This window comes from Mycolicibacterium sp. HS_4_1 (genome assembly GCF_054515875.1).
Genome location: NZ_CM137261.1, coordinates 2954693 through 2975622, shown reverse-complemented (window position 1 = coordinate 2975622; position 20930 = coordinate 2954693). Strand labels below are relative to the sequence as shown.

At 64.0% G+C, this 20930-nt stretch carries 19 protein-coding genes and 2 pseudogenes; 9 read left to right on the top strand and 12 right to left on the bottom strand.

From position 1 onward, the window contains the following. Positions 1 to 105 precede the first annotated feature (105 nt). From ACX12F_RS14200 to ACX12F_RS14190, 3 genes are read left to right on the top strand one after another with little or no spacing between them, the layout of a single operon-like run. On the top strand, positions 106 to 405 hold the full coding sequence (locus ACX12F_RS14200) for a DUF6317 family protein (RefSeq protein ID WP_459370145.1): 300 nt from the start codon (positions 106 to 108) through the stop codon (positions 403 to 405). A gap of 49 nt (positions 406 to 454) precedes the next feature. Further along, entirely contained in the window at positions 455 to 2251 is a 1797-nt protein-coding gene (locus ACX12F_RS14195; protein ID WP_459370144.1) for an alpha/beta hydrolase, read from the top strand. Further along, positions 2248 to 2772, top strand: a complete 525-nt coding sequence (locus tag ACX12F_RS14190) for a lipoprotein LppJ family protein (protein WP_459370143.1) — start codon at positions 2248 to 2250, stop codon at positions 2770 to 2772. The genes ACX12F_RS14195 and ACX12F_RS14190 overlap by 4 nt, the downstream gene beginning before the upstream one ends. 446 nt (positions 2773 to 3218) lie before the next feature. Here the strand turns inward: ACX12F_RS14190 and ACX12F_RS14185 are convergent. Then, positions 3219 to 4378 (bottom strand): IS3 family transposase gene (locus tag ACX12F_RS14185; RefSeq protein ID WP_459370142.1). Its coding sequence is split into 2 segments (ribosomal slippage): positions 3219 to 4087 and positions 4087 to 4378, totalling 1161 coding nucleotides; the frame shifts between segments, so codons are not numbered across the junction. Between the two features lie 579 nt (positions 4379 to 4957). On the opposite strand from ACX12F_RS14185, the gene ACX12F_RS14180 reads away from it, so the two are divergent. The 3 genes from ACX12F_RS14180 to ACX12F_RS14170 are packed head-to-tail and all read left to right on the top strand — an operon-like array spanning position 4958 to position 7930. Then, complete coding sequence (locus ACX12F_RS14180) at positions 4958 to 5353, top strand: ArsR/SmtB family transcription factor (protein ID WP_063840634.1); 396 nt, start codon at positions 4958 to 4960, stop codon at positions 5351 to 5353. Next, positions 5350 to 7317, top strand: a complete 1968-nt coding sequence (locus ACX12F_RS14175; RefSeq protein ID WP_011891568.1) for a heavy metal translocating P-type ATPase — start codon at positions 5350 to 5352, stop codon at positions 7315 to 7317. The genes ACX12F_RS14180 and ACX12F_RS14175 overlap by 4 nt, the downstream gene beginning before the upstream one ends. 19 nt (positions 7318 to 7336) lie before the next feature. Next, complete coding sequence (locus ACX12F_RS14170) at positions 7337 to 7930, top strand: cadmium resistance transporter (RefSeq protein WP_011894055.1); 594 nt, start codon at positions 7337 to 7339, stop codon at positions 7928 to 7930. 89 nt (positions 7931 to 8019) lie between these two features. On the opposite strand, the gene ACX12F_RS14165 is transcribed toward ACX12F_RS14170, so the two are convergent. The 6 genes and pseudogenes from ACX12F_RS14165 to ACX12F_RS14140 all read right to left on the bottom strand — a co-directional run. Then, entirely contained in the window at positions 8020 to 8550 is a 531-nt protein-coding gene (locus tag ACX12F_RS14165; protein ID WP_236723064.1) for a hypothetical protein, read from the bottom strand. 24 nt (positions 8551 to 8574) lie between these two features. After that, positions 8575 to 8811: pseudogene (locus tag ACX12F_RS14160) on the bottom strand (TniQ family protein); the annotation flags it as partial. Between the two features lie 74 nt (positions 8812 to 8885). Then, positions 8886 to 9899: a TniB family NTP-binding protein gene (locus tag ACX12F_RS14155; RefSeq protein WP_011891572.1), complete on the bottom strand. Its 1014-nt coding sequence runs from the start codon at positions 9897 to 9899 to the stop codon at positions 8886 to 8888. Then, positions 9887 to 11839 carry a TnsB C-terminal domain-containing protein gene (locus ACX12F_RS14150; RefSeq protein ID WP_036372924.1) on the bottom strand — a complete coding sequence of 651 codons (1953 nt, stop codon included), beginning with the start codon at positions 11837 to 11839 and terminating at the stop codon, positions 9887 to 9889. Before ACX12F_RS14150 ends, ACX12F_RS14155 begins: the two co-directional genes overlap by 13 nt. A 137-nt stretch (positions 11840 to 11976) precedes the next feature. Beyond that, positions 11977 to 12708, bottom strand: a complete 732-nt coding sequence (locus ACX12F_RS14145) for a TnsA-like heteromeric transposase endonuclease subunit (RefSeq protein WP_235718637.1) — start codon at positions 12706 to 12708, stop codon at positions 11977 to 11979. Between the two features lie 444 nt (positions 12709 to 13152). Continuing rightward, a pseudogene (locus ACX12F_RS14140) lies at positions 13153 to 13437 on the bottom strand (MBL fold metallo-hydrolase); the annotation flags it as partial. Between the two features lie 174 nt (positions 13438 to 13611). Here ACX12F_RS14140 and ACX12F_RS14135 point away from each other — a divergent pair. Next, positions 13612 to 14214: a phosphate signaling complex PhoU family protein gene (locus ACX12F_RS14135; RefSeq protein ID WP_459370141.1), complete on the top strand. Its 603-nt coding sequence runs from the start codon at positions 13612 to 13614 to the stop codon at positions 14212 to 14214. Between the two features lie 91 nt (positions 14215 to 14305). On the opposite strand, the gene ACX12F_RS14130 is transcribed toward ACX12F_RS14135, so the two are convergent. The 4 genes from ACX12F_RS14130 to ACX12F_RS14115 form a co-directional block, all read right to left on the bottom strand. After that, positions 14306 to 15271, bottom strand: coding sequence for an AI-2E family transporter (locus ACX12F_RS14130; RefSeq protein WP_459370140.1), 966 nt, complete (start codon positions 15269 to 15271; stop codon positions 14306 to 14308). Positions 15272 to 15511: 240 nt separating this feature from the next. After that, entirely contained in the window at positions 15512 to 16114 is a 603-nt protein-coding gene (locus ACX12F_RS14125) for an HdeD family acid-resistance protein (protein WP_459370139.1), read from the bottom strand. Positions 16115 to 16250: 136 nt separating this feature from the next. Further along, entirely contained in the window at positions 16251 to 18116 is a 1866-nt protein-coding gene (locus tag ACX12F_RS14120; protein ID WP_459370138.1) for a pyruvate kinase, read from the bottom strand. A gap of 92 nt (positions 18117 to 18208) precedes the next feature. Continuing rightward, the gene (locus ACX12F_RS14115) at positions 18209 to 18859 is read right to left on the bottom strand and encodes a DUF5994 family protein (protein ID WP_459370349.1); all 651 of its coding nucleotides are present in this window, start codon (positions 18857 to 18859) and stop codon (positions 18209 to 18211) included. 330 nt (positions 18860 to 19189) lie between these two features. Here ACX12F_RS14115 and ACX12F_RS14110 point away from each other — a divergent pair, with 330 nt between their 5' ends. Continuing rightward, positions 19190 to 19636, top strand: coding sequence for a MarR family winged helix-turn-helix transcriptional regulator (locus ACX12F_RS14110; RefSeq protein WP_459370137.1), 447 nt, complete (start codon positions 19190 to 19192; stop codon positions 19634 to 19636). A 6-nt stretch (positions 19637 to 19642) separates the two neighbouring features. Then, positions 19643 to 20503 carry an LLM class F420-dependent oxidoreductase gene (locus tag ACX12F_RS14105; protein WP_459370136.1) on the top strand — a complete coding sequence of 287 codons (861 nt, stop codon included), beginning with the start codon at positions 19643 to 19645 and terminating at the stop codon, positions 20501 to 20503. Here the strand turns inward: ACX12F_RS14105 and ACX12F_RS14100 are convergent. Beyond that, positions 20500 to 20808 carry a hypothetical protein gene (locus tag ACX12F_RS14100; RefSeq protein WP_459370135.1) on the bottom strand — a complete coding sequence of 103 codons (309 nt, stop codon included), beginning with the start codon at positions 20806 to 20808 and terminating at the stop codon, positions 20500 to 20502. The two genes, ACX12F_RS14105 and ACX12F_RS14100, sit on opposite strands and share 4 nt — an antisense overlap. Between the last annotated feature and the right edge of the window lie 122 nt (positions 20809 to 20930).

Genomic DNA, 20930 nt, shown 5'->3' with positions numbered 1-20930 from the left:
CGATGGCGCCAGGCCCGGCCGGTCCCCGGCTGGCCGGGCAACAGCCTGTACCCTGAGTATTTTTGGTGCAGTGATGGCTGAGATGCCGGGCTTAGGATCGTGTGTGTGGCATCGGTGTTGCGCGTCGACCCTCACGCACTTCGTCATGCCTCGCGCACGCAAACCACCGTCGCATCAGCCATTTCGAATTTGGCGGTGGGGCAGTCGATGGTGAGCGCAGGCGAGGGAGTGTCCGGTCTCCTCAGCGCGACCGAATGTCGATCGGTTGGCGAGCTGTTCAACACCGCGGCAACTGCTGCGCACGAGGAATTGGCTGCGCACGCCGACAAGTTATCGAAGGCAGCAGACATGTATCAGCGCGCCGACAAGGAACTCGGCGAGAAGTTCAGCAGGCACCTTCGATGATGGCTTGCGCTGCAGCACAATTGGGCAGGATGAAAGTTCGGCGTCACCGATGACGGTGACCATCCCCCAAGTCGAGGCGTCGCGACCCGAAGCGTTGACCGAATCGGCCACCGAGTTGCGTGGCAAGGCCGCGAATCTGGCCACCCAGATCGACACGCAGCGCGCCACCACCGACGGGCTGCGAAAGAATTGGGAGGGCACAGCTTCTGATGCCGCAGCAGCCAAGGTGGCGCCGACTATCGCGCGGATGCAACAGATCCACGACGCCCTCACTCGCACCCAGGCAGTCCTCCAGGACGGCGGCACACGCCTGGCCGCCAACCGGACCAATGTGGTCAACACCGTCAGCCAGCTGACCGGTCAGGGCTGGCAAGTCTCCCCTGACGGCAGCGTCTCGGTGCGCCCGGGCGGCCCGCTGGACCAGTACGCCAAGGCCAGCACGGTTAATGAGATGAAAGTGCTCCAGCTCGCGGCCACCAACTCCACCGCGGTCAAGACGCTGCTGGGGTTCTTCGACGCCACCGACCGGCAGCTATCCAAAGACCTGCGCACCGCGGTGGCCGGCCTCGATGGCGCACCAACCAAGCTCGGCATCGGTGACCTGCCGCAGGACAAGCTTCCCTACGACGACGGCTCGCAAATCCCGACCGGCAAGAGTCCCGAAGAGGTCAACAAGTGGTGGAACTCGCTCACCGATCAACAGCGCACGCAGCTGCTGCATGACTGGCCCGAGCGGCTCGGCAACCTCAATGGCATCCCGGTGGCCGCCCGCAGCGAGGCCAACAAGGCTGTTATGGACCAGGACCTCAACCGTCCCGCCGAGGTCGCCAAGGCCCGCGGCGTCACCGTGGAGGAGGTGCTCGCGCACCCCGAGCAGTACGGCATGGCCGGCGAGATGATGAACCGTTACAACAACGCGGTCCAGGTCAAAAGGGGGCTCGAGAAAAACGCGGCGGACACGGGTGCACCGACGTTCCTGCAGATCTACGAACCCGACAAGTTCGGTGGTGCCGGGCGCGCCGCGATCGCCATCGGCAACCCCGATGAAGCCGTCAACACCGCCGTGGTGGTCCCGGGGACCAGCCACAGCGTCACCGAAGGCTGGCTGAGTTCACCTGACGCCGCGCACATCTACACCGAAACCAAGAACGCTGACCACGGCAAGCCTGTCTCGGTGATCGCGTGGATGGGCTACGACGCCCCGGACAGCTTGCTCGATCCCCAGGTGGCACAAACCGGGCTGGCCCACCAGGGCGGAGCACTGCTGGCCGCCGACGTCAACGCACTCAGCTCCACCCACGATCCCAAGGTGGGCTCCCAGCACATCACGGCGATCGGGCATTCCTACGGATCGACGACGGTCGCTGATGCGGCCGCCGGGTACGGCATGCACATCGATAACGCCGTCCTGGTGGGGTGCCCGGGAACCGATATGGCCCGCAACGCCAACGACTTCCACCTCAACCCCGGCGGGCACGTCTATGTCGGCTCAGCGTCGACCGACCCGATCACCGCCCTGGGCGGCATGACGCAATCGCACCTTCCCGGCACGGGCGTGACGGTCGCACTCGGGGCCGATCCGTCCGTGGACGGTTTCGGGTCGACGAGGTTCAAGGCCGAAGTGCCGGGCCTCACCTTCACTGACCACAGCCACTACTACGACCCGGGAACGGAATCGCTTTTCAGCATCGGGGACATCGCCTCCGGACACGGCGACGCGCTGGAGCATGACGGCATGACCGCACCGCACCGGATACACGTGCCCTCGTTCATCCCAGGCCTACCATCGACCGATTTTGACCCCGAGCTGTACCGGCCACCGACGAGCGGTCATGAGCACAAATGAAAGAGCCCGACAACGTGAACCGCACCCGACGTGCAGTGACCCTTATTGCAGCGGCAACCCTACTGGCAGGATGTGACACAGTGAATTCACTCGCCAATGGCGTGACCAACCCGATGACACCGGAACAGTCCCGGCGTCAGGTTGTCGACGCGGCAACCGATGTCAGCCACCTCATCGCCAAACCCATTGTATCGGCGTACTTTTGGCATGAATCGTGCAGCGACGGCGGCGAAGGCCCGTTCCGTGGCGCCGCCAGAATCTCCTATCAACCGCCAACGGAACCCCACGCCGCGGCGGCCGCGTTCGACGACATGGCACAACGCCTCCGAAACGGTGGATGGGCCGCGGACAGTGACTTCAAAAGCCACGCACTGACATTGAAGAAAGGCGGTGTGGATGCTTCCCTGTCGCCGGCCGATGCCAGCGTCCCCCTAGCGTCGGTCATGCTCTACGGCGAATGCCGCGACACGACGACCACCAAAGCCACCGCGGGCGACGTCGAAACTCTCCATCTCACCTGACCGGACGGCTCACCTGACCGGACGGCCGAACCGCGAGACAGACCAGCCCACGCGCGGCTGCTGCCGTCCACACCACCAGACCTGTCGCTCAACGACGGTTGACCTCGAACTTTGTTGTCCTGCCCGCCAGCGTTCATACTCGGCCAGGACCGCGGTCTACTCGGTCGGCGCGGCGAGCCGCGTCAGGAACGCACGCACGTACCCCATCAGGATCCTCGGCGGCCCGCAACGGTCGAGAACCGGCAGGGAGATGCTGCAATATGCGGCGGATGACGCGACGATCGTCGGGACGCGCCTGACTGATCACCGCCCGCGGATCCATCAGCCCGAGTTCCGCCAGCGCGATTAGGCCCTGAGAGTGACGATCGGGATCGCGGCCGTCGACGATCCACGCCTGGGCTTTCACGGGACTGCCCCGAGTTCAGTTGACTCGCGGGGTGTGAATTTCAGGCCGCGGTTGCGACTGGCGTGTGGAGCAGTTCGAACTCTATCGGGGTGAGTTTGCCGAGGGTGCGCTGGCGTCGGCGTCGGTGGTAGGTCCGCTCGATCCACGACACGATCGCCAGGCGCAGTTCGGTGCGAGTGGTCCAGCGTTTCCGGTCGAGGACGTTGCGTTGCAGCAGGGCGAAGAACGACTCCATGGCGGCATTGTCACCGCATGCACCGACACGGCCCATTGATCCGTGTAATCCGTTGTGCGACAGTGCATGGACAAATTTCCGCGATCGGAATTGGCTGCCTCTGTCGGAGTGGACGATCGTCGCCACCGGTGATCGGAGTGCTACCGCATTGGTCAGGGCGGCCACCGCCAGTGAGGACTTCATCCGGGAGTCGATCGAGTAGCCGACGATCCGGTTGGAGTAGAGGTCTTTGATGGCGCAAAGGTCGAGCTTGCCTTCATCGGTCCGGTGTTCGGTGATGTCTGTCAGCCAGACGTGGTTGGGGCCGGCTGCGCTGAACTGGCGCTGCACGAGGTCGTCATGGACCGGCGGCCCGGATCGACGGTTCAGTCCACGTCTCTTGGCGAAGATCGACCAGATGCGCTCCTGGGAGCACAGTCGCGCGACACGGTTTTCGCCGGCAGTGATCCCGCGTCCGGGCAACTCGTCGGCGATGAATCGGTAGCCGAATGCGGGGTCGTCTGCGTGGATGTCGCGGGCGGTGTCGATCAGGTGCGCATCGTCCCAATCTCGCTGCGACACGGGTGCTTTGCGCCATTTGTAGAACCCTTGGGTTGAGAACCCGAGAACCCGGCAGGTCACCGTGACGGGCACACCGTCATCGGCAAGGTCGAGGACCAGCGGGTACATCATTTTGGGTTGGCGTCCCGGGACAGGTAGCCCACGGCGCGGCGCATCACCTCGGCTTCCTGCTCGAGGAGTTTGATGCGCTTGCGTGCTTCGCGCAGCTGCGCGGCAACGTCCTCCGCCGCTGGCGCAGGCCCGGGCTGGTCGACGCCGTCTTGGCGGTCGGCGATCTTGAGCCAGCGATGCAGGCAGGCCTCCGAGATGCCGAAGTCCTTCGCGATCTGGCGCAATGGCGCCTCGCCCTTGCGGGCCACGGCAATGACGTCAGCGCGGAACTCGGCAGGAAACGGTGTCGGCACGAGATTGATCCTTCCAGCAAGGACGAATCCTCACAGGTCAGGAGTCAACCAAACTGGGGGCAGTCCCTTCGTAGTGCAGTTGGCCGTGTCCGGCGCTCTCACCTGCTTCTGGATTCTGTCTTGCACTCTCAGATCGTTGTGGACAAGTGGCCTAGATTGGGTCCACGACTTGTTGAGAGTGCCGAGCTCAGCGCGCTCCCCGACTGTCAACTAGTCCTGGATCGGACACCCGCTTCGCCTTCCGCCGGAGTCGGTCCAGGAAGCGTCCGTGCCCAAACGTTCCTCGCGCTCGTGGCGTGGCTGTGCACTATGCAAACCGTGCAAGCGTCGTAGCGCCGGCCGCAGCCGCGCCGCCAACACCGCTCACTTGTCCGTTCTCATTTGATCTGACACAGGACCAGTGAGCTGAACTGCGGTGTATCAGATCGGATGAGAATTCCACTTGACCAGCTTTATCAGCCGATCTGATGCACGACCGAATTCGTCTGCGACGCTCGCCGCGACCGGGAGCAGCTCCGAGAATGGCTGTCACGAATGCGCCCCTTTCGCTAAATCGGCTTCGATGGTTATCATCGTTGTGTGACGATGAATAAGCGGGACACCTGCCTGGCCGGCAACACGTCCGACCTCGATGCCGCGGTGGCACTGTTCCACAGTCTCTCCGATGCGACGCGGTTGACGATCGTGCGCCGCCTGGCTGACGGGGAGGCGCGAGTTGTCGATCTGATCGGTGAGCTGGGGTTGGCGCAATCCACCGTCTCCGCGCACGTGGCGTGCCTGCGGGACTGTGGGCTGGTCACCGGCCGCCCAGAAGGCCGTCAGGTGTTCTATTCCTTGTCTCGCCCCGAGCTGCTGGACGTGCTCGCTGCGGCGGAAACGCTGCTGGCGGCCACCGGCAACGCGGTGGCGTTGTGTCCCACCTATGGAACCGGCGCCCGGGGTGCGGCGATCGACACCGAGGAGACGCGGCAATGAGCGATGCCTGTGGCTGCGGCAGCGACGAACCCCGCAGCGCCGAGGAGCAGGAGCGTGAACCCGAACGGCTCTGGCAGATCACAGAATTGCAGTTCGCCGCGCTCTCCGGGGTACTGCTGCTGGCGGCGTTGATCGCCAACCTGGTCGGCGCCGCCGACCCGGTGGTGCTCACGTTGGAGGCAGCGGCGCTGCTGGCCGGCGCCTATACCTTCGTGCCGTCCACCCTGGGGCGGCTGGCCAAGGGCAAGATCGGGGTCGGCACGCTGATGACCATCGCCGCCGTGGGCGCGGTGCTGCTCGGCGAGGTCGGTGAGGCCGCGATGCTGGCGTTCCTGTTCTCCATCAGCGAAGGCCTGGAGGAATACTCGCTGGCCCGCACCCGCCGCGGACTGCGCGCACTACTGTCGCTGGTGCCCGATGAGGCCACCGTTCGCCGCGACGGCACCGAAACAACCATCGCGCCAACAGAATTGCGCATCGGTGACCTCATGGTCGTCAAACCCGGAGAACGAGTCGCCACTGACGGCATCATCACCCGGGGCCGCACCGCCCTGGACCTCTCGGCCATCACCGGCGAATCAGTGCCCGTTGAAGCCGGCCCCGGTGATGAGGTGTTCGCCGGGTCGATCAACGGAGCCGGCGCCCTCGAAGTAGAAGTCAGCACCACCGCCGAGGACAATTCCCTGGCCCGCATCGTGCGCATCGTGGAAGCCGAGCAGTCCCGCAAGGGCGCCGCCCAACGTTTGGCTGACCGCATCGCCAAACCCCTGGTCCCCGCCGTGATGATCGCCGCCGCCCTGATCGCCGTCGCGGGGAGCCTGCTCGGTGACCCCGCCACCTGGATCGAACGCGCTCTGGTGGTGCTGGTCGCCGCCTCGCCCTGTGCTCTGGCGATTTCGGTACCGGTCACGGTCGTCGCCGCCATCGGCGCCGCCAGCAAGCTGGGCGCCCTGGTCAAAGGTGGCGCCGCGCTGGAAGCGCTGGGCAGGATCCGTGGGGTCGCCCTGGATAAGACCGGTACCCTCACCGCCAACCGGCCCACCGTCATCGAGGTGGCCACCACCCCCGACGTCACCCCCGAGCACGTCCTGGACCTCGCGGCCGCCGTAGAGGCCCGCAGTGAACACCCCCTGGCCGCGGCGATCCTGGCCGCCGCCGGCACCGTCACCCCCGCCGCCGACGTCGAGGCAGTCACCGGCGCCGGACTCACCGGCCACCGCGACGGGCACCGCATCCGGCTGGGCCGCCCCGGCTGGCTCGACCGAGGTCCGCTCACCGCCGAGGTCACCCGGATGCAGCAGGCCGGAGCCACCGCCGTCCTGGTCGAAGACAACGGACAGGTGATCGGTGCCATCGCCGTGCGTGACGAATTGCGGCCCGAGGCAACCGAAGTCATCACCCAGCTGCGCCGCGACGGCTACCAGGTGGCGATGCTCACCGGCGACAACCACGCCACCGCGGCCGCCCTGGCCCGCGAAGTCGGCATCGACACCGTGCACGCCGATCTGCGCCCCGAAGACAAAGCCCGACTGATCGAACAGCTCCGCACCCAGCGCCCCACCGCGATGGTCGGCGATGGCGTCAACGACGCCCCCGCACTGGCTACCGCCGACCTCGGCATCGCGATGGGCGCCATGGGCACCGACGTCGCCATCGAAACCGCCGACGTCGCACTCATGGGTGAAGACCTACGCCACCTGCCACAAACATTCACCCATGCCCGCCGCGCCCGACGGATCATGCTGCAAAACGTCGGCCTATCCCTCGGACTGATCATTGTGCTGATGCCGCTGGCTTTGTTCGGGGTGCTCGGGTTGGCCGCCGTCGTGCTCGTCCATGAACTCGCCGAAATCGTGGTCATCGCCAACGGTGTGCGCGCCGGCCGCACCACAGCACTGACCGCACTCACCGCACAGCGGTCAACCAACCTAGCCACCGCGACCGCAGTGGGTGCCCCGTCGTGACCACCGATGGCACACACCCATGATCCTGTCGTCGGTTCTGCCCGCGATCGGGCTGTTCATCGTCACCAACATCGACGACATCATCGTGCTTTCACTGTTCTTCGCCCGCGGCGCAGGACAACGCGGGACCACCTCCCGGATCACCGCCGGCCAATACCTGGGATTCGCTGGAATTCTCGGCGCCGCCGTCCTCGTGACCCTAGGTGCGGGCGCATTCCTGCCGCCCGACGTCATCCCGTTCTTCGGACTCATCCCCCTCGCCCTGGGACTGAAGGCGGCTTGGCAAGCCTGGCGCGGAAACGGTGACGATGATGGTGACGCGAAGGTTGCGGGCAAGACCGTCAGCGTCTGGGCGGTCGCTGGCGTGACCTTCGCCAACGGCGGCGACAACGTCGGCGTCTACGTCCCGGTCTTCCTCAGCGTCGGACACGCAGCCGTCGTGGCCTACTGCGTCGTCTTCCTTCTTCTCGTCGGGGTGCTGGTGGTCATCGCCAGATATGTTGCCACCCGCCGCCCGATCGCGGAGATCCTCGAACGATGGGAACACATCCTGTTCCCGATTGTTCTGATCGGACTGGGTATTGTCATCCTGATCGGCGGCCTAGCTTTCTAGCTCGTCTAGTATTTCCATCTACGTATGCCTCACGGTCGGCTGGCAATGGGTTTTCCTACGAATATGGTTGCAAGATAAAGACTTTTGCATCAGGTATGAACGATCATTGATTTATCGCGGGACTTCCGGATGATCTGCTGGTTGTTCAGCCAGCCGTCGAGGGCCGCGGTGGTCGCCGTCTCATCCTCGGCGCCGAACACTGCGTTCGCGGCTGCCAAGAGAGCTACGCGGGCGACACTGGGATCGCCGGTGCGGTTCAACAATGCTGGCCGCTGGTCAATGATGACTGCGGCCATCCGGACTGTTTCGACGTAGGTGGCGATGTGCAGGTTGACCGTTGAGATGCTGGCCCATCGCCCCCGTAATGCGATACCGGTGGCCGCGCTATCACCGAGACCGTCATCCCGTCGGAATCGGCGCTGCCGCAGCACTATACGTGATGCGTCGTTGATCGCTAGCTCAACGATGTCGGGGGCATTGCGCTTGGCCAGGGCATGATGTGCCCTGGCAGATCGGGCAACAGCTGGATGGTGTTTCAGTGACATCTGATCGTCCCATCGCTGGGCGGAGGGGCCAATCCAGCGGCCGTGGCGATGACAGACGGTGAGGTGGTCGGGCAACCAGCAATGGACCGGCTGGGGCACCCCTCGCCGTGCTGTGCAGTACCGGCAAATCGGGCGGGCACGTGCCCGCTGGCGGGTGAGATCACGTTCATCAGCGGTCAGGCCCCGCAGTCGGGCGCAGAGGACATGTCGTGGGTAGCCGCTGAGGCGGGCGAGGCGCTCAGGGTCGACGTAATGGCTCTCGCGTGCGGCGTAGTCGCGCAGGCTTTGGGGTGGGATTCTGTTGGCGTGGGCGAGTCGGGTGGTGAAGGAGTACACGGTCTCATCGCGAAATGCGGTGACTGACTGCGGAAGTGGTCGTGGTGGGAGTCGGGGCCAGTCGGTGATCACTGCTATCCGGCGCTGCGTTGGGCTGAGGCCTGAGCCGCGTAGTCGATGAGGACGCTGTCCAAGCCCTCGCGGTCGATGTGTTCGGTGTGGTCCAGCATTGCCCGGATGGCTGCCGAGCGGATGAGGTGGGCGAGGCTTCCGATCATTCCGCCGGTGCGCTGGTGCAGGTGTTTCGTCTGGCGCACGAGCGTGCCCGGCTCGTGTCGGTGCAGTCGCAGGGTTCCCTCCATCGCGGCGACCAGAGCCCGCCACTCCTGCCCATACGGGAAGGCCGCTGTGTTGATGACACCGCAGCGCCCGGCAAGCTGGCGGCCGCGAGTACCGGTAAACACTCCGGAGCGTTCGACGTCAATGCCGGCGTAGACGAAGGTCGCGGGCAGGTGTTCGGTGAAGTACTTGAGGTGATCGGAAAGTTCTTCTCCGGCACGGGTATCGAGATTGAGGTTATGGATCTCGTCGACGACCACTATGTCGGTACGCGCATCGATGAGCACTTGGCACACCGCGTCGGCGATATCGGTGACGTTCATCCGTCGTACCGGTGGAAGCCCGAGGAAGCGGGCGAATTCCATTGCGAGCTTGCGTGCTGAGCCCTTCGGTGGAGCGGTCACGTAGACGACAGGGATGCGGGTTTTGTCCGAGTAACGGGTGCGGATCCGAAGTTCGTGGAACCGGCCGAGTTGTTTGATGGCCGTGGTCTTTCCGGTGGCTGCGCCACCGGAGACGATCAGCCCTCGCCGGGCGCCGATCTCGCGTTGATTCAGCAAAGTGAGCAGCTGACCCTCGTTGGTGATCTTCTGGATCGCCGAGGTGGTCACCACGACGAGCTCGGAATGGTGGGCCACCCTGGCCTCGTTGTAGGCGATCCGATCAGCATCGTCGAGATCGGACCAGTCTTGGTCGGGCAGCAAGGTGAATTCAGGCCGGTCAGCGTCAATGAACCGTCGCCACCCTTCCAGGGTTGTCGTCGGCTGCCGGCGCTCCTCGAGTTGACTGATCGGACTCACCAATGCCACTGCTCGGCCTCCTTACGTGCGTCGAACACCGGCAACGGGATGACATCAGCAAGATCGTCATCGTCGGAGTTCGCTGGCCTGTCGGTGCTCACCTCAGACGGTTCCTGGTTCTGGTTGGTGCCCTCGACACTGGGGTGTGGCCAGGACGGCTCGGGGATGGATCGGGCCCTGGCGGCTGCGCGTCGAGCTGCTGGCGGGTCCTGCTGGGTGTCGGGGCCGCGTTCGGCACGGTCCAGCAGGGCGTCGGCCGCCGCCGCGATCTCGGCTTCGGTCACCGGATCTGCGCCCCTTTCGGCGACGATCGCTTGGGCCTGTTTCCACACGGTGTCCCCGAACGGCACTGCAGCGGTGCGCATGTGGGTCCAGGTCGCGGTGATCCAACCGTCGTCGTGGTGATTGCGAACCCAAATCTGAGAGACGTCATAGGGGTCGTAATGAACCTCCCACCGGCCGTTGCGGGAACGAACCCCAGAGTCGACTCGCCGGTACGGGTTCAATGCCCGGGCATCGTAGGTCCGGTGATTGACCCGGATACCCGCTGAGCCGATGGTGCGCCACGTCGCGGGCAACAACTCGATGTAAGCATCAGCGCTCAGAGGCACCGGGACGTAACCAGCGACTTCGACCAGGGCCGCGAACTTCTCGTTCGGCGTCAGCGCTTTGCCCGGGGTCACCGGGTCACGTAGTCCGTCGTGGGGACGGTTCTGCCACACCGCGACGAGCCACTCATCGAGCAACGCCTGCAGTTCCACCAGCGACCACACTGCGTCCTGGTCGGCGTTCTTGCCGCGACGTTCCACGCTGGAACCGACATACCCGGCGACATACTGGGCGAACAATGTACCCACCGACTGCAGGGTGCGTTCCACCTTCGGTTTGTCGGTGGGCTGATCCGGATGAGCGGGTTGCAGGTTGATGCCCAGTGAGCAGCACGCCTGCTCAAATGTCTTGGAGAGAAACGCTTTCCCGTGATCACAGACGATGGTCTCGGGAGCGATCACCGGGCGAGCCGCGGCATCGGCGAGCCGTTGATCGATATCGGTCAAACGCCGATGCGGCAACACCGAGCGTGACAACCGCAACGCATCGGACCAACCCGGGCGCATCGGCTCTGGGGTCAGCGCCTTGGCCAACAGCAGCGCGGCATCGACGGCCTTGGTGGTGGGCCGCAGAACTGCCGCCGGGATCGAGCGGGTGACGTTGTCGACCATGGCGGTCAGCTCCACCCGATCGACTACACCGTCGTCAAGGACCACCCGCACGTCCAGCGGGGTGGAGTCGATTTCCACCATTTCACCGGGACGGGCCGCGGTTACCGTGCCGAAGGGGCCGTCGGGTTGCTTGGCCAATGACCTGCGAGTACGGGCGGAACCGAAGGTGTGTTTGCCTTCCTCCAGGCGTTTGACGAGCCGGTAGAAGGTCGCCTGTGACGGGGCCTTCGGGGCGTCGTCGGGACCGTATTCGGCCAACAGCGCCTTCTCCAGCTTGCGCTGAAGTCTGCTCACCGTGCCGGTTGATAGCTCAGTTTCGTTGTCGATCAGACGCCGGACCACGGCAACGACACGCTCATCGACACGGCCCAACACTGGACGTTTGGCGAGATAGCGGCCGTCCACCAATCCCAGAAGACCTTTGGCCTCGTAGCGAGATCGCTGACGCTGCAGGGTGATCAACGCCAGATCGTGACCGGCTGCTCGAAGCTCCTCAAGCTTGGTCAGCTCCCTCTGGCGAAGGGATCGGACCGCCGGATCGAACTCTGGCCGGATTGGCTGCCCAGGCGGACTTTCGGGTCGGCGCCCGGTCAATACCTCAACGATGTGCTGCTCCCACCATCGTGCGCGATCAGCGACCTCCTCGGGGACACCTTCGAGCGCCTCAACAGACCACAGCACCGGTCGTGACCCCGCCAGAACCTCCAGAGTCGAATCGGCCAATACCATCGACAGGGGAACGGTTGTGCGTTCACCAACAGCGTCGACAAGCCGTACCGATCCTCCGGCCAGACTTGCGACCGTGAAAACCCGTGAACCTAGACGGATTTCATCGCCTTCACGGATCACACCGCCTCGAAGCGAACTCATAACGCTGCCGCGCTCACTGCCGTCCGATCGTCGAGGACCGTCCGGGACAGATCGACCACCAAGCGTCGATGCCAGAGCAGATGGAACAGCACAGGCAGCACCACCAGCGGGTCGCCCACCGCCGTCGCGCCCTCCAGAAGGGGCTGCTCGCGGGCGAAACAGCTCAACAGTTCTGCCGCCACGCCAGGTCGCAACGCTCTCGGATGCCGGTACCCAGACAGCCACCGCAGGTTCGCCGCCAGCACAGGGTCCAATACACCGACGCGCCGGTACTGCCAGCCGGCCGCAATGCACACGACCTCCGAGCGGGCGAACAACTCCGCATCAGACTCAGGAATCCGGTCATCGGGACGAACATCGACGATCACGACCGTGCCGTCGGATCTGCGAGCGTAGTAGTCGGGCACATGATGACGGCCATCGGGCCATCGCAGCCGAAAAGGTTGGGAGGCAACGCCAACGGTTTCAGGATTAGCATCCAATGCCATCAGCTGATCCCGCTCAACCCACGATTCATAACCGATGTGCCGGCGCGTCGTCGCGAACCACCACAGCCCAGGAAAATTCCGTTGCCCACGAAACGACGGAAACGACCGCACCGGCTCGCAATCGACATCGAACCGGATCCCATGAGCCAACTCCAATGGAAGACGGGAAGTCCCATCCACGTCGGCTACCTCAAACACCGCATCGCACCGGCCCGCGGCAACAGCATCACCGGCCAGCATCGACATGCCCAGAACGGTACCGGCTGTATCAGATCAAATGAGAAAGGCGCGCCGATGTGTCACATCAAATGAGAATGCTTCAGATCGGATGAGAACTGACATCACTCAATCGCAACGACCCCGCTCAACGGTCGGGAGTGCGCGGGCTACGAGTCACCAAATACGTCACAGTGACGATTTAGTGGAATGGGCCTGGGCGTATGGACGCGCCTGTACCGCAGCACTTTTCGTTGCATCATCCTCGCGTTGGCTGGCCGGCATCCCGTGGCTGGGGTTGGCCTCACTTGCGAGTTGACGGCGCGCGCGACTCGCATTGGATAGCTCACCGATGCCTGCCCGATCTTGCCCGATCCCCCAGGACGCTCGATGCGCAGCGCACTACTAATCGTCATGGTGACGAATCGGGCAAGTGAACCGCGTCCGCACCGCCGTACGGTAGCGCCGCTATCTGACCGCCCTAGCGCGCAGCCATTGCTGCTGGAGCCGAACGAAGTGGGCATCCACAACTGCTCCGTGGCCCGGCACCAGAAGCGCGTCCAGCCCGGCCGCCGCGAGCAGCACGTCCAGCGTCGCCGGCCACGCCGTGACGTCCGAATGCGCATCGACGGCTGGATCGCCGGATTCCTCGACCAGGTCTCCGCCGAAGACCACAGCGCGTCGACCGGGAACCACGACGATGAGGTCATGGTTGGTATGCCCAGGTCCGGGCCGACTACGGCGCACAGGCCGGACTACGGCATCACTTGTTGAACATTGGTCGGCCAGTGGCCAAAATTTGGTTGACTCGCGGAGAAATTCCTCTGCGAGCTCGTACGCTGGACCCCCGTGCGGACGGTCTTTTATGAGCGGATCGACGATTTGAGTGGTGGTATTGCTGTCGTTTGCGACCGTACTGCCACGATGATGCAGGTTGCCACCGAGGCCCTCCTCAACACCGACGTCGATGCCGCTGAACGTGTCATCGACCGCGGGCCCACAATCCTCGACCAGTGTGCCGCCCTGGAAGCAGACACGTTCGCCATCCTGGCCCGTCAACCGCCGCTCGGGCCCGATCTGCGCACAGCAATCGGCTGCCTCAAGAGCCTGGCCGATCTACGGCGCATGACGGCCCTGGCCGCCCATGTCGCTCGAATCAGTCACCGACGCCATCCTCTGAGCGCCGTGCCCGCCGACGTTGGCAGATACTTCGCCGAAATGGGATACATCGCATTTCGGATAGCTAATGATGCGAAGACCGCGGTGCTCGAACAGAATCCAGACAAAGCACCGCAGCTGTCCATCGCTGACGACGCGATGGACAGCATTCATCGGCAACTCTTCGCAGTCGTGATGGACCCAGACTGGCCTTACGGCATCACCACAGCGATCGACGTCACTCTGCTCAGCCGCTACTACGAACGATTCGCCGACCACGCAGTCGACATCGCGCACCGTGTCCCTTACCGGGCCCGTCAGGTTATCGGCCAAGGCTCTTGGACATCGGGGCCAGGCGCGAGGTACGAGTAACGCACGCTCTCGTGTGGTCAGCACGATGAGAAGTGTTGAGCCTCAATAACTTCATGGGCCAAGATCACCGATACCTAGGGGCAGTCGCTGTTCACATTTCGTCGAGCACAGGCAACACCAGTTCGGCCACCAACAGCTGTATAACCGCGGCGACCGGGACGGCGACCAGTGCGCCGACAACCCCCAACCACGCCGCCCCCAACAACACCGCGACAACGGTCACTCCTGCAGGGATCTGCACTGCCCGACCGATGATCTTGGGGGTCAGCAGATAGTCCTCGGCCAAGCGGAACACCACGTAGAACACGACGCTGGCCGCGCAGACCGGGATCGATACCGTCAGGGCGAGGGCCGCGACGAAGAACCCGCCGACGCTGGAACCGTAGGGAAACAGGTCCAGTATCGCCACGACGACACCGAGCAACACTGCGTAGGGAATGTCGAACGCCAGGCACCACACAAATGTCGCCACTCCTGCGATGAGCGAAGTCGCGACATTGCCAAGGAGATAGTCGCCCAACTTGGCCACCACCTCATCGCCGATCAGGATCGCGCGAGGGCGCCGCGAGTTGGGCAGGCACCGGTAAAAGCCAGCCCGGATGCGACGCATGTCGGCCAGAAAATACACCATCATCACCAAGACCACGGCCGCGTGGGACAGCGCGCCGAACACCTCGGTGCTGGTCTTGACGACTCCGGCAACGGTGAAACGCCCTGACCCGCTGATCATCTCGGTGACGCGCTGCTGAACGCGAAACCGCTCGCTGAACCTTCCGATCGCCGAGGAGTGGTCGTTGACCATTTGGATGTAGTGCGGTAGCTGCGCGCTGAACTGGTGCGCCTCGGCTACCAGTGCAGGTACCGCCGCCGCCACGACTCCGCCGACGATACCAACCACACAAGCCACCACAACAGTGACGGCCAGCCAGCGCGGTAACCTCCGGTTCACCAGCATGGATACGGCCGGATCGAGCCCGAGAGCGAAAAACATTGCTACGCCGATCAATAGCAGCACTGATGCCATTAAGGCCAGCGCCCGCACCGCGCCATAGGTCACCGCGACACCCGCAGACGCAGCTAACCCGACGAAGAACGGAGAGCTCCAATCGAACCGCTGCCCGCGCTGCCCCAGTCGATGGCCCGCAGAGCGCTGTTGTGAGGCCCGGAGTTCGGCGTGCGTGATTGGCCCTTCATCCTCACCGTGGGGTTGAGCTACCCGACGGTGATGACCTGTATCCGCGGCATGGCCGGCGGAATCTGCAGAGCCGGTCATGGCACGCTACATTCGCCTTGGCGCTCAAGCCGCCGACTGGCTCGTCAACCCTTGAAATTGGCGGTAGGTGCGGTTGATCTCGCTGCGCGCCCGCAGCGCCCACACGATCTGTGCGATGCCGATGACGACTAGCCAGGCACCGGTGACAATAGCCACCACCAAGATCGACGCAAACGGTGAGGCAAGCACGACCATGCCGGCAATCACGCTGATCACGCCAAGGAACACGTGCCAGCCGCGGTAGGGCAACTCCGAATAGCTCATCGCCACCGCTACCTCGGCAACCCCTTGGAAGATGAAGCCGATGCCTATCCAGATGGCTAGAAAGAGAATTGGGTAGCCCTGGTCGAGATGACGAAACGCCAACACTCCCAACACCAATGACAGTGCACCACTGATGAACCACAGCACGCGCACACTCGCCGACCGATGAAGGCTGAAGGCCACAACTATCTGCGCGATGCCCGCAGCCAGCAGGTAAACGCCGAACAGTATCGCGACGGCGTCGACGGTTGGTCCCGGCCACGCCAGCACTACAGCACCCGCGATTAGCGTGAGCCCGCCCCACACCAAGACCGACTTCCACAGATTGCCAAGCAGCCTCGGGGTTTGCACCGTAGTCACCATGCTTCTCTCTTTCCCGGATCCATCGTCAGACAACGCGAACTCTTCGCGCCACGAAACGCCGGCCGTAGGGTAAAACGTCCCAACCCCGTGGGTATGTTGGTCTGCAACTCGAGAAGCTCCCCAAGCTGCTCTGCATTCAGCCCGCGTCTGGGTGCCACGAGTGCAGCTGTCGCAGTAGTGCATTCTTTTTGTAATGATGCTCGGCCATTCGACGTAGGATGTTGTCAAGCACCGTTACGGCTGCATCGATGTGCGGGCCTTTGTTGAGCATGACGCACTCGGCCCGCTCACCCATTGCGGCATCACTGATTTCGGCGCGCGACGGCTGTCCACTCGTGGCGAGCTGTTCGAGCACTTGGGTCGCCCAGATCACCGGCAGATGGGCTGATTCGCACAGCCACAGGATTTCCTCCTGCAGTTCGGCCAGCCGTTCGTAGCCCACCTCGACAGCGAGGTCACCGCGCGCGATCATCACCCCGATCCGCGGCCGCCGCATCGCCGTCAAGAGTAGTTGTGGCAGGTACTCGAACGCACGGCCCGTCTCGATCTTGAGTACGACGCCAAGATGGTCGCCACCGAGTTTGGCCAGTTCCTCGTGGAGTTGCACGACATCGCGGGGATCTTTGACGAACGACATTTCGACGAGATCGGCGATCTGCACCACGGTCTCCAGGTCAGCGACGTCTTTGGCAGTTAACGCCAGCACAGGCAAATACGTGTCGGGCACGTTGATGCCTTTCGCCGCGCGCAGTTTTGAACCGCCAACTGCGGCGTGGTCAATGCGCACCTGTAGTACTCCGGGGTCCACCGATGTGATTTCCCCGCCGATTCGGCCATCGTCGAAATAGATCGTTTCGCCGACCCGAGCGTTGTCGAAAACGTCGGGCAACGTGCAACCGATCTGCGCCACGCTCTCGCTACCGATGTCCGCGGGTGTGCAGTCCCGCGTGACGTTCAGCAGGTCGCCGGGCCGCAGTAACAGGTTCTGCTCGCGTTCGGGCAGCAGTCCGAGCTCGGTTGGGTCGTCGGTGTTCTCCACACGCAGAACGGTGCCGGTAGCGAGATACGTCGTCTTGGAAGTGATTACCAGGAATCCGTCGACGTGCGACGACGCGCTTGTCAGCTGGAGGTGACGGGTCGCGCCGCGAGTGTCGTGCACTGTGATCACATCGCCCGCATGCCGACGGGCCAGCCACTGTGCGGGCACCGGCAGCGTCGCCATGTCGGCTTCTGGCGCTGCGGTGGGGTTTTCCGCCGCTGTCAACCAGGCTCGCGCCGGGGCGAGAACGCGGCCCAGCGCATCGCGACTGGGCCGAAGCTTGACACAACGCGGCCCTGGCTCGATCGGTCCGGTGCGCAGCTTCGGCCCGGCGAGATCCATCGCGATCAGGCAGCTCCGTCCGGAGAGCTGGCTCGCGTGCCGAACGTGACCGGCCATGGCACGCCAAGCGTCAGGGTCGTCGTGGGCACAGTTGATGCGAGCAAGATTCATGCCGCGTTCGATCAACCGGCGAATCAGATCTGGGTCCGTCGCGGCGGACGACGGCAAGGTGACCATGATGCGAGCCTCATGGTCGGCCGGTGCGGGTCCCAGCAGATCGACGGCGCGGTTGCGTAGCAGTTGCCTCCCCTGGTTGGCGTGCACGATTGCCGGTGCGGGTGGTTGCCACGAGTCTTCGAGCATCGCCAGTACCGCCGCTCGCACGAGTAGCAGTGTGGCCTGTACGTGTGGTTCGCTGCGTCCCAGAGAGGACAGTCCGAAGGCGGCCAGCCGACTTTGCAGCTCTCGTAGGTCACACTGCCGGATCGCCCAGTAGTGCACGAGATTTCGAGCGCTCAACCGGTAGTTGGCAGCGACGTTGGCGAGCCAGTGCTGCCACGCTGATTCAGCGGACTCAAGGCTGCCGAGCAGGTCGTCGAGTTGACCGAGTAAACGTACCAGTTCGCGATCAGTGGCAGGCGCGTCGCGCACGACGGCAGAGGTCTCATGAAATGACGACATCAGCGGGCTCCTGATTCGTTAACTCTTTGGCGGGTAAGTTGAAATGCCACAGCCGTGTGCGGCTGGTCCGTCCGTACCGGTACTCGGAAGATTCACCGAGGGAGCCGTGGACCATCGCCAGCACGGTCGTTGGAATCAACGGCTGGCTGCGATGCTCGCGCATCGCGGCTCTGGTACATCTTGTTCCGGACAATGTGTTCGACGAGGATGGGGACGAAGCTCTGGATTCGTGCCTCGTCGAACTGGACGGCGGCGTCCTCACACCAGCGCATGATCTCGGCCTTTCGCCGAGCATCGTGTCGCCCTTCATGGCGTGCCAGTTTGTCCGCGACGTCAACCACGGATCGTGCTGCGGCGGCTGCCGTGCCGGTCCCGGCGCGGCTTCGTTCCGGTACGGCGGCCAAGGCCTGTTGCGCATCCCGTTCACCGGTTTGCGGCGAGATGACGCGCAGCGTGAGGTGATGACCATCGTGCCCGACGAGAATGACGCTGGCCGGCTCGGCACTGTCAAAGGCCAGCAGTTCTATTGTCTGCCCGGCGATTTCGACTTCAGGTGGCGTGGGAGTCCAGCCGTTGCGGACATAGCCCACCATCACGACCTGGCCCAGCCGCCGCGACAGCGTGGCCAGCAGTGCGGGCAGCTCGGCGACCAAGTCCGTTGAGCAAGGCCACCAGGCACCGTCGATGTGTTCCGACGGAAGTCGGTTGGTGATTCGTAGACGGAGACCGGCAACGTCATCCACATTCAGTTGATCGGGACCCGATGTTGCGCGCTGAGCTTGCTGGCTTGTTTGCGACATGCCGAAAGGATGCGCGAGCCACGTCGAAGGCACTAAGGCCATTAGGCCCTGATGTTTAGAGGCCAAGGGACGGTGCCTGATTCACCTTGTGCCAGTAGTGAACCCGGGGGCGACGGACGGTAAACGCCAAGTATCCGAACGACGTCTACGCAATGTCATTGCCGCGCACCTCTCGACCCGATGATGACGGTTCGCATCTCGCCGAACACAGGCGAGGACAGCTTCCCCGCTTGGATATTGCACAGTTGCAACTGCACAGTCTAGACTGTGCATATGGGTCAGGTGAGCGAATCCGCATTGACGGCGGCGCGCGATGTGCGTGTGACATTCGGCCGACTGCGGAGGCGGCTGCGGCAATTCGCCGCCGCCGACGACCTGACGCCATCGCAGACCGCCGTGCTCTTGCGCCTGGCCAAGGACGGCGCGGCCTCGACCAGCCAGCTCGCGGGTGCGGAACGCGTCCGCCCGCAATCCATGGCGGCCACCGTGTCCAGCCTGGACCAACAGGGTCTCGTCGCTCGGGCCCCTGACCCCACCGACGGGCGCCGGCAGCTCATCACTCTCACCTCGCAGGGTCTCCACCGTGCGGAGATCGATCGCAAGGCCCGAGAGGGGTGGCTCGTGCGCGCTTTCGAAGACCGCTACACCGAGGCTGAGCGTCGCACTGTCATCGAGGCGCTGACGCTGCTCGATCGACTATTCGACGACGAAAGGAACTAGAGGACAATGAAACTGGGCATTCACTACATCGATTTCCTTCCCGGGGAAGCCAGCCAACTCCAGCCGACGTTAGCCGCAACTGCGACGGCCGCGGAGGACGCCGGCTTTGCGTTGCTCACACTGGCCGATCACTTCTTCCAAATGGAGAACATCGGCCGTGCCGAAGACCCATTCCTCGAGTGCTACACGACACTGGGCTATCTCGCCGGGATCACCAACCGAATCGAGCTCTCCACGATGGTGACCGGCGTGACCTACCGCCACCCCGGCGTGCTTGCCAAGACGATGACGACCCTGGACGTGCTGTCCCAGGGCCGGTCGATGTTCGGCCTTGGCGCAGCCTGGTACGACCGCGAACACCGCGGCCTCGGCATCCCCTACCCCAGGCTGTCCGAGCGATTCGAGATGCTGGAGGAGACGCTGCAGATCTGCCTGCAGATGTGGAGCGATGACGACGGCCCCTTCGAGGGCAAGCACTTCCAGCTGGACGAGACCCTGTGCTCTCCGCAACCGGTGCGGCGTCCGCCCATCATCATCGGCGGTTCCGGCGAGCGTAAGACACTTCGTCTCGTCGCGCAGTACGCCGACGTTTGGAACAGCACGGGATCACTGGAGGAGATGCCTCACAAACTCGAGGTGCTGCACCGCCACTGCGACGACGTTGGCCGCGACGCGTCCGAGATCCAGCTGACCGCGGGAGCATTCGACGATCCGCTCGCAGACGTCGATGAGTACCTCCGCACGCTCGATCAGTGGGCCGAACTTGGTTTCGACCTCATCATGACCGGGCCGTTGCCCGGCAACCCCGACCCTGCCGGCTGGGTGCGACGACTCGGCGACGAGGTGATCCCCCGCCTCGCAGGTTAGCGGCCTAGGCCGTCGGCCGTCACGGCATAGGAATCCGTGGCGGCGCCGGGATGGGCGGCGGTGACGGGATGGCCGGGGGCGACGGAATCGCCGGCGGGGCGGGAATCGCCGGCGGCGCTGGCATCATCGGGCCTCCCGGCTCGGTCGCGGGCATCTGCGGTGCGGGCGATTCGGTGACTGGCGCCGACGAGTACACCGTCGGCGCCGATGATGTTGGAACTGCTGTGGACGTGGATGTTTCGGTACTCGATGTCGTCGTCGTGACCGATGTCGTCGTCTTGTCGTTCGACGCCTTGTCGCCACAACCGGCCAGACTGGACACGGCCAGCGCCAGCGCGCCAACGCACACGGGCAGGCGACCTGCAAACAGTGGATTCGAGTTGGTACGCATGGTGAAATCACTTTCTTTCGGCAGTGTCGTGGCCGC

What these genes read in the sequence shown, in the direction of transcription:
- ACX12F_RS14195 (WP_459370144.1), top strand. Translation starts at nt 455, where the DNA reads ATGACGGTGACCATCCCCCAAGTCGAGGCGTCGCGACCCGAAGCGTTG.
- ACX12F_RS14190 (WP_459370143.1), top strand. Translation starts at nt 2,248, where the DNA reads ATGAAAGAGCCCGACAACGTGAACCGCACCCGACGTGCAGTGACCCTT.
- ACX12F_RS14175 (WP_011891568.1), top strand. Translation starts at nt 5,350, where the DNA reads ATGAGCGATGCCTGTGGCTGCGGCAGCGACGAACCCCGCAGCGCCGAG.
- ACX12F_RS14170 (WP_011894055.1), top strand. Translation starts at nt 7,337, where the DNA reads ATGATCCTGTCGTCGGTTCTGCCCGCGATCGGGCTGTTCATCGTCACC.
- ACX12F_RS14150 (WP_036372924.1), bottom strand. Translation starts at nt 11,839, where the DNA reads ATGGTATTGGCCGATTCGACTCTGGAGGTTCTGGCGGGGTCACGACCG.
- ACX12F_RS14145 (WP_235718637.1), bottom strand. Translation starts at nt 12,708, where the DNA reads ATGCTGGCCGGTGATGCTGTTGCCGCGGGCCGGTGCGATGCGGTGTTT.
- ACX12F_RS14135 (WP_459370141.1), top strand. Translation starts at nt 13,612, where the DNA reads ATGCAGGTTGCCACCGAGGCCCTCCTCAACACCGACGTCGATGCCGCT.
- ACX12F_RS14125 (WP_459370139.1), bottom strand. Translation starts at nt 16,114, where the DNA reads ATGGTGACTACGGTGCAAACCCCGAGGCTGCTTGGCAATCTGTGGAAG.
- ACX12F_RS14120 (WP_459370138.1), bottom strand. Translation starts at nt 18,116, where the DNA reads ATGTCGTCATTTCATGAGACCTCTGCCGTCGTGCGCGACGCGCCTGCC.
- ACX12F_RS14110 (WP_459370137.1), top strand. Translation starts at nt 19,190, where the DNA reads ATGGGTCAGGTGAGCGAATCCGCATTGACGGCGGCGCGCGATGTGCGT.
- ACX12F_RS14105 (WP_459370136.1), top strand. Translation starts at nt 19,643, where the DNA reads ATGAAACTGGGCATTCACTACATCGATTTCCTTCCCGGGGAAGCCAGC.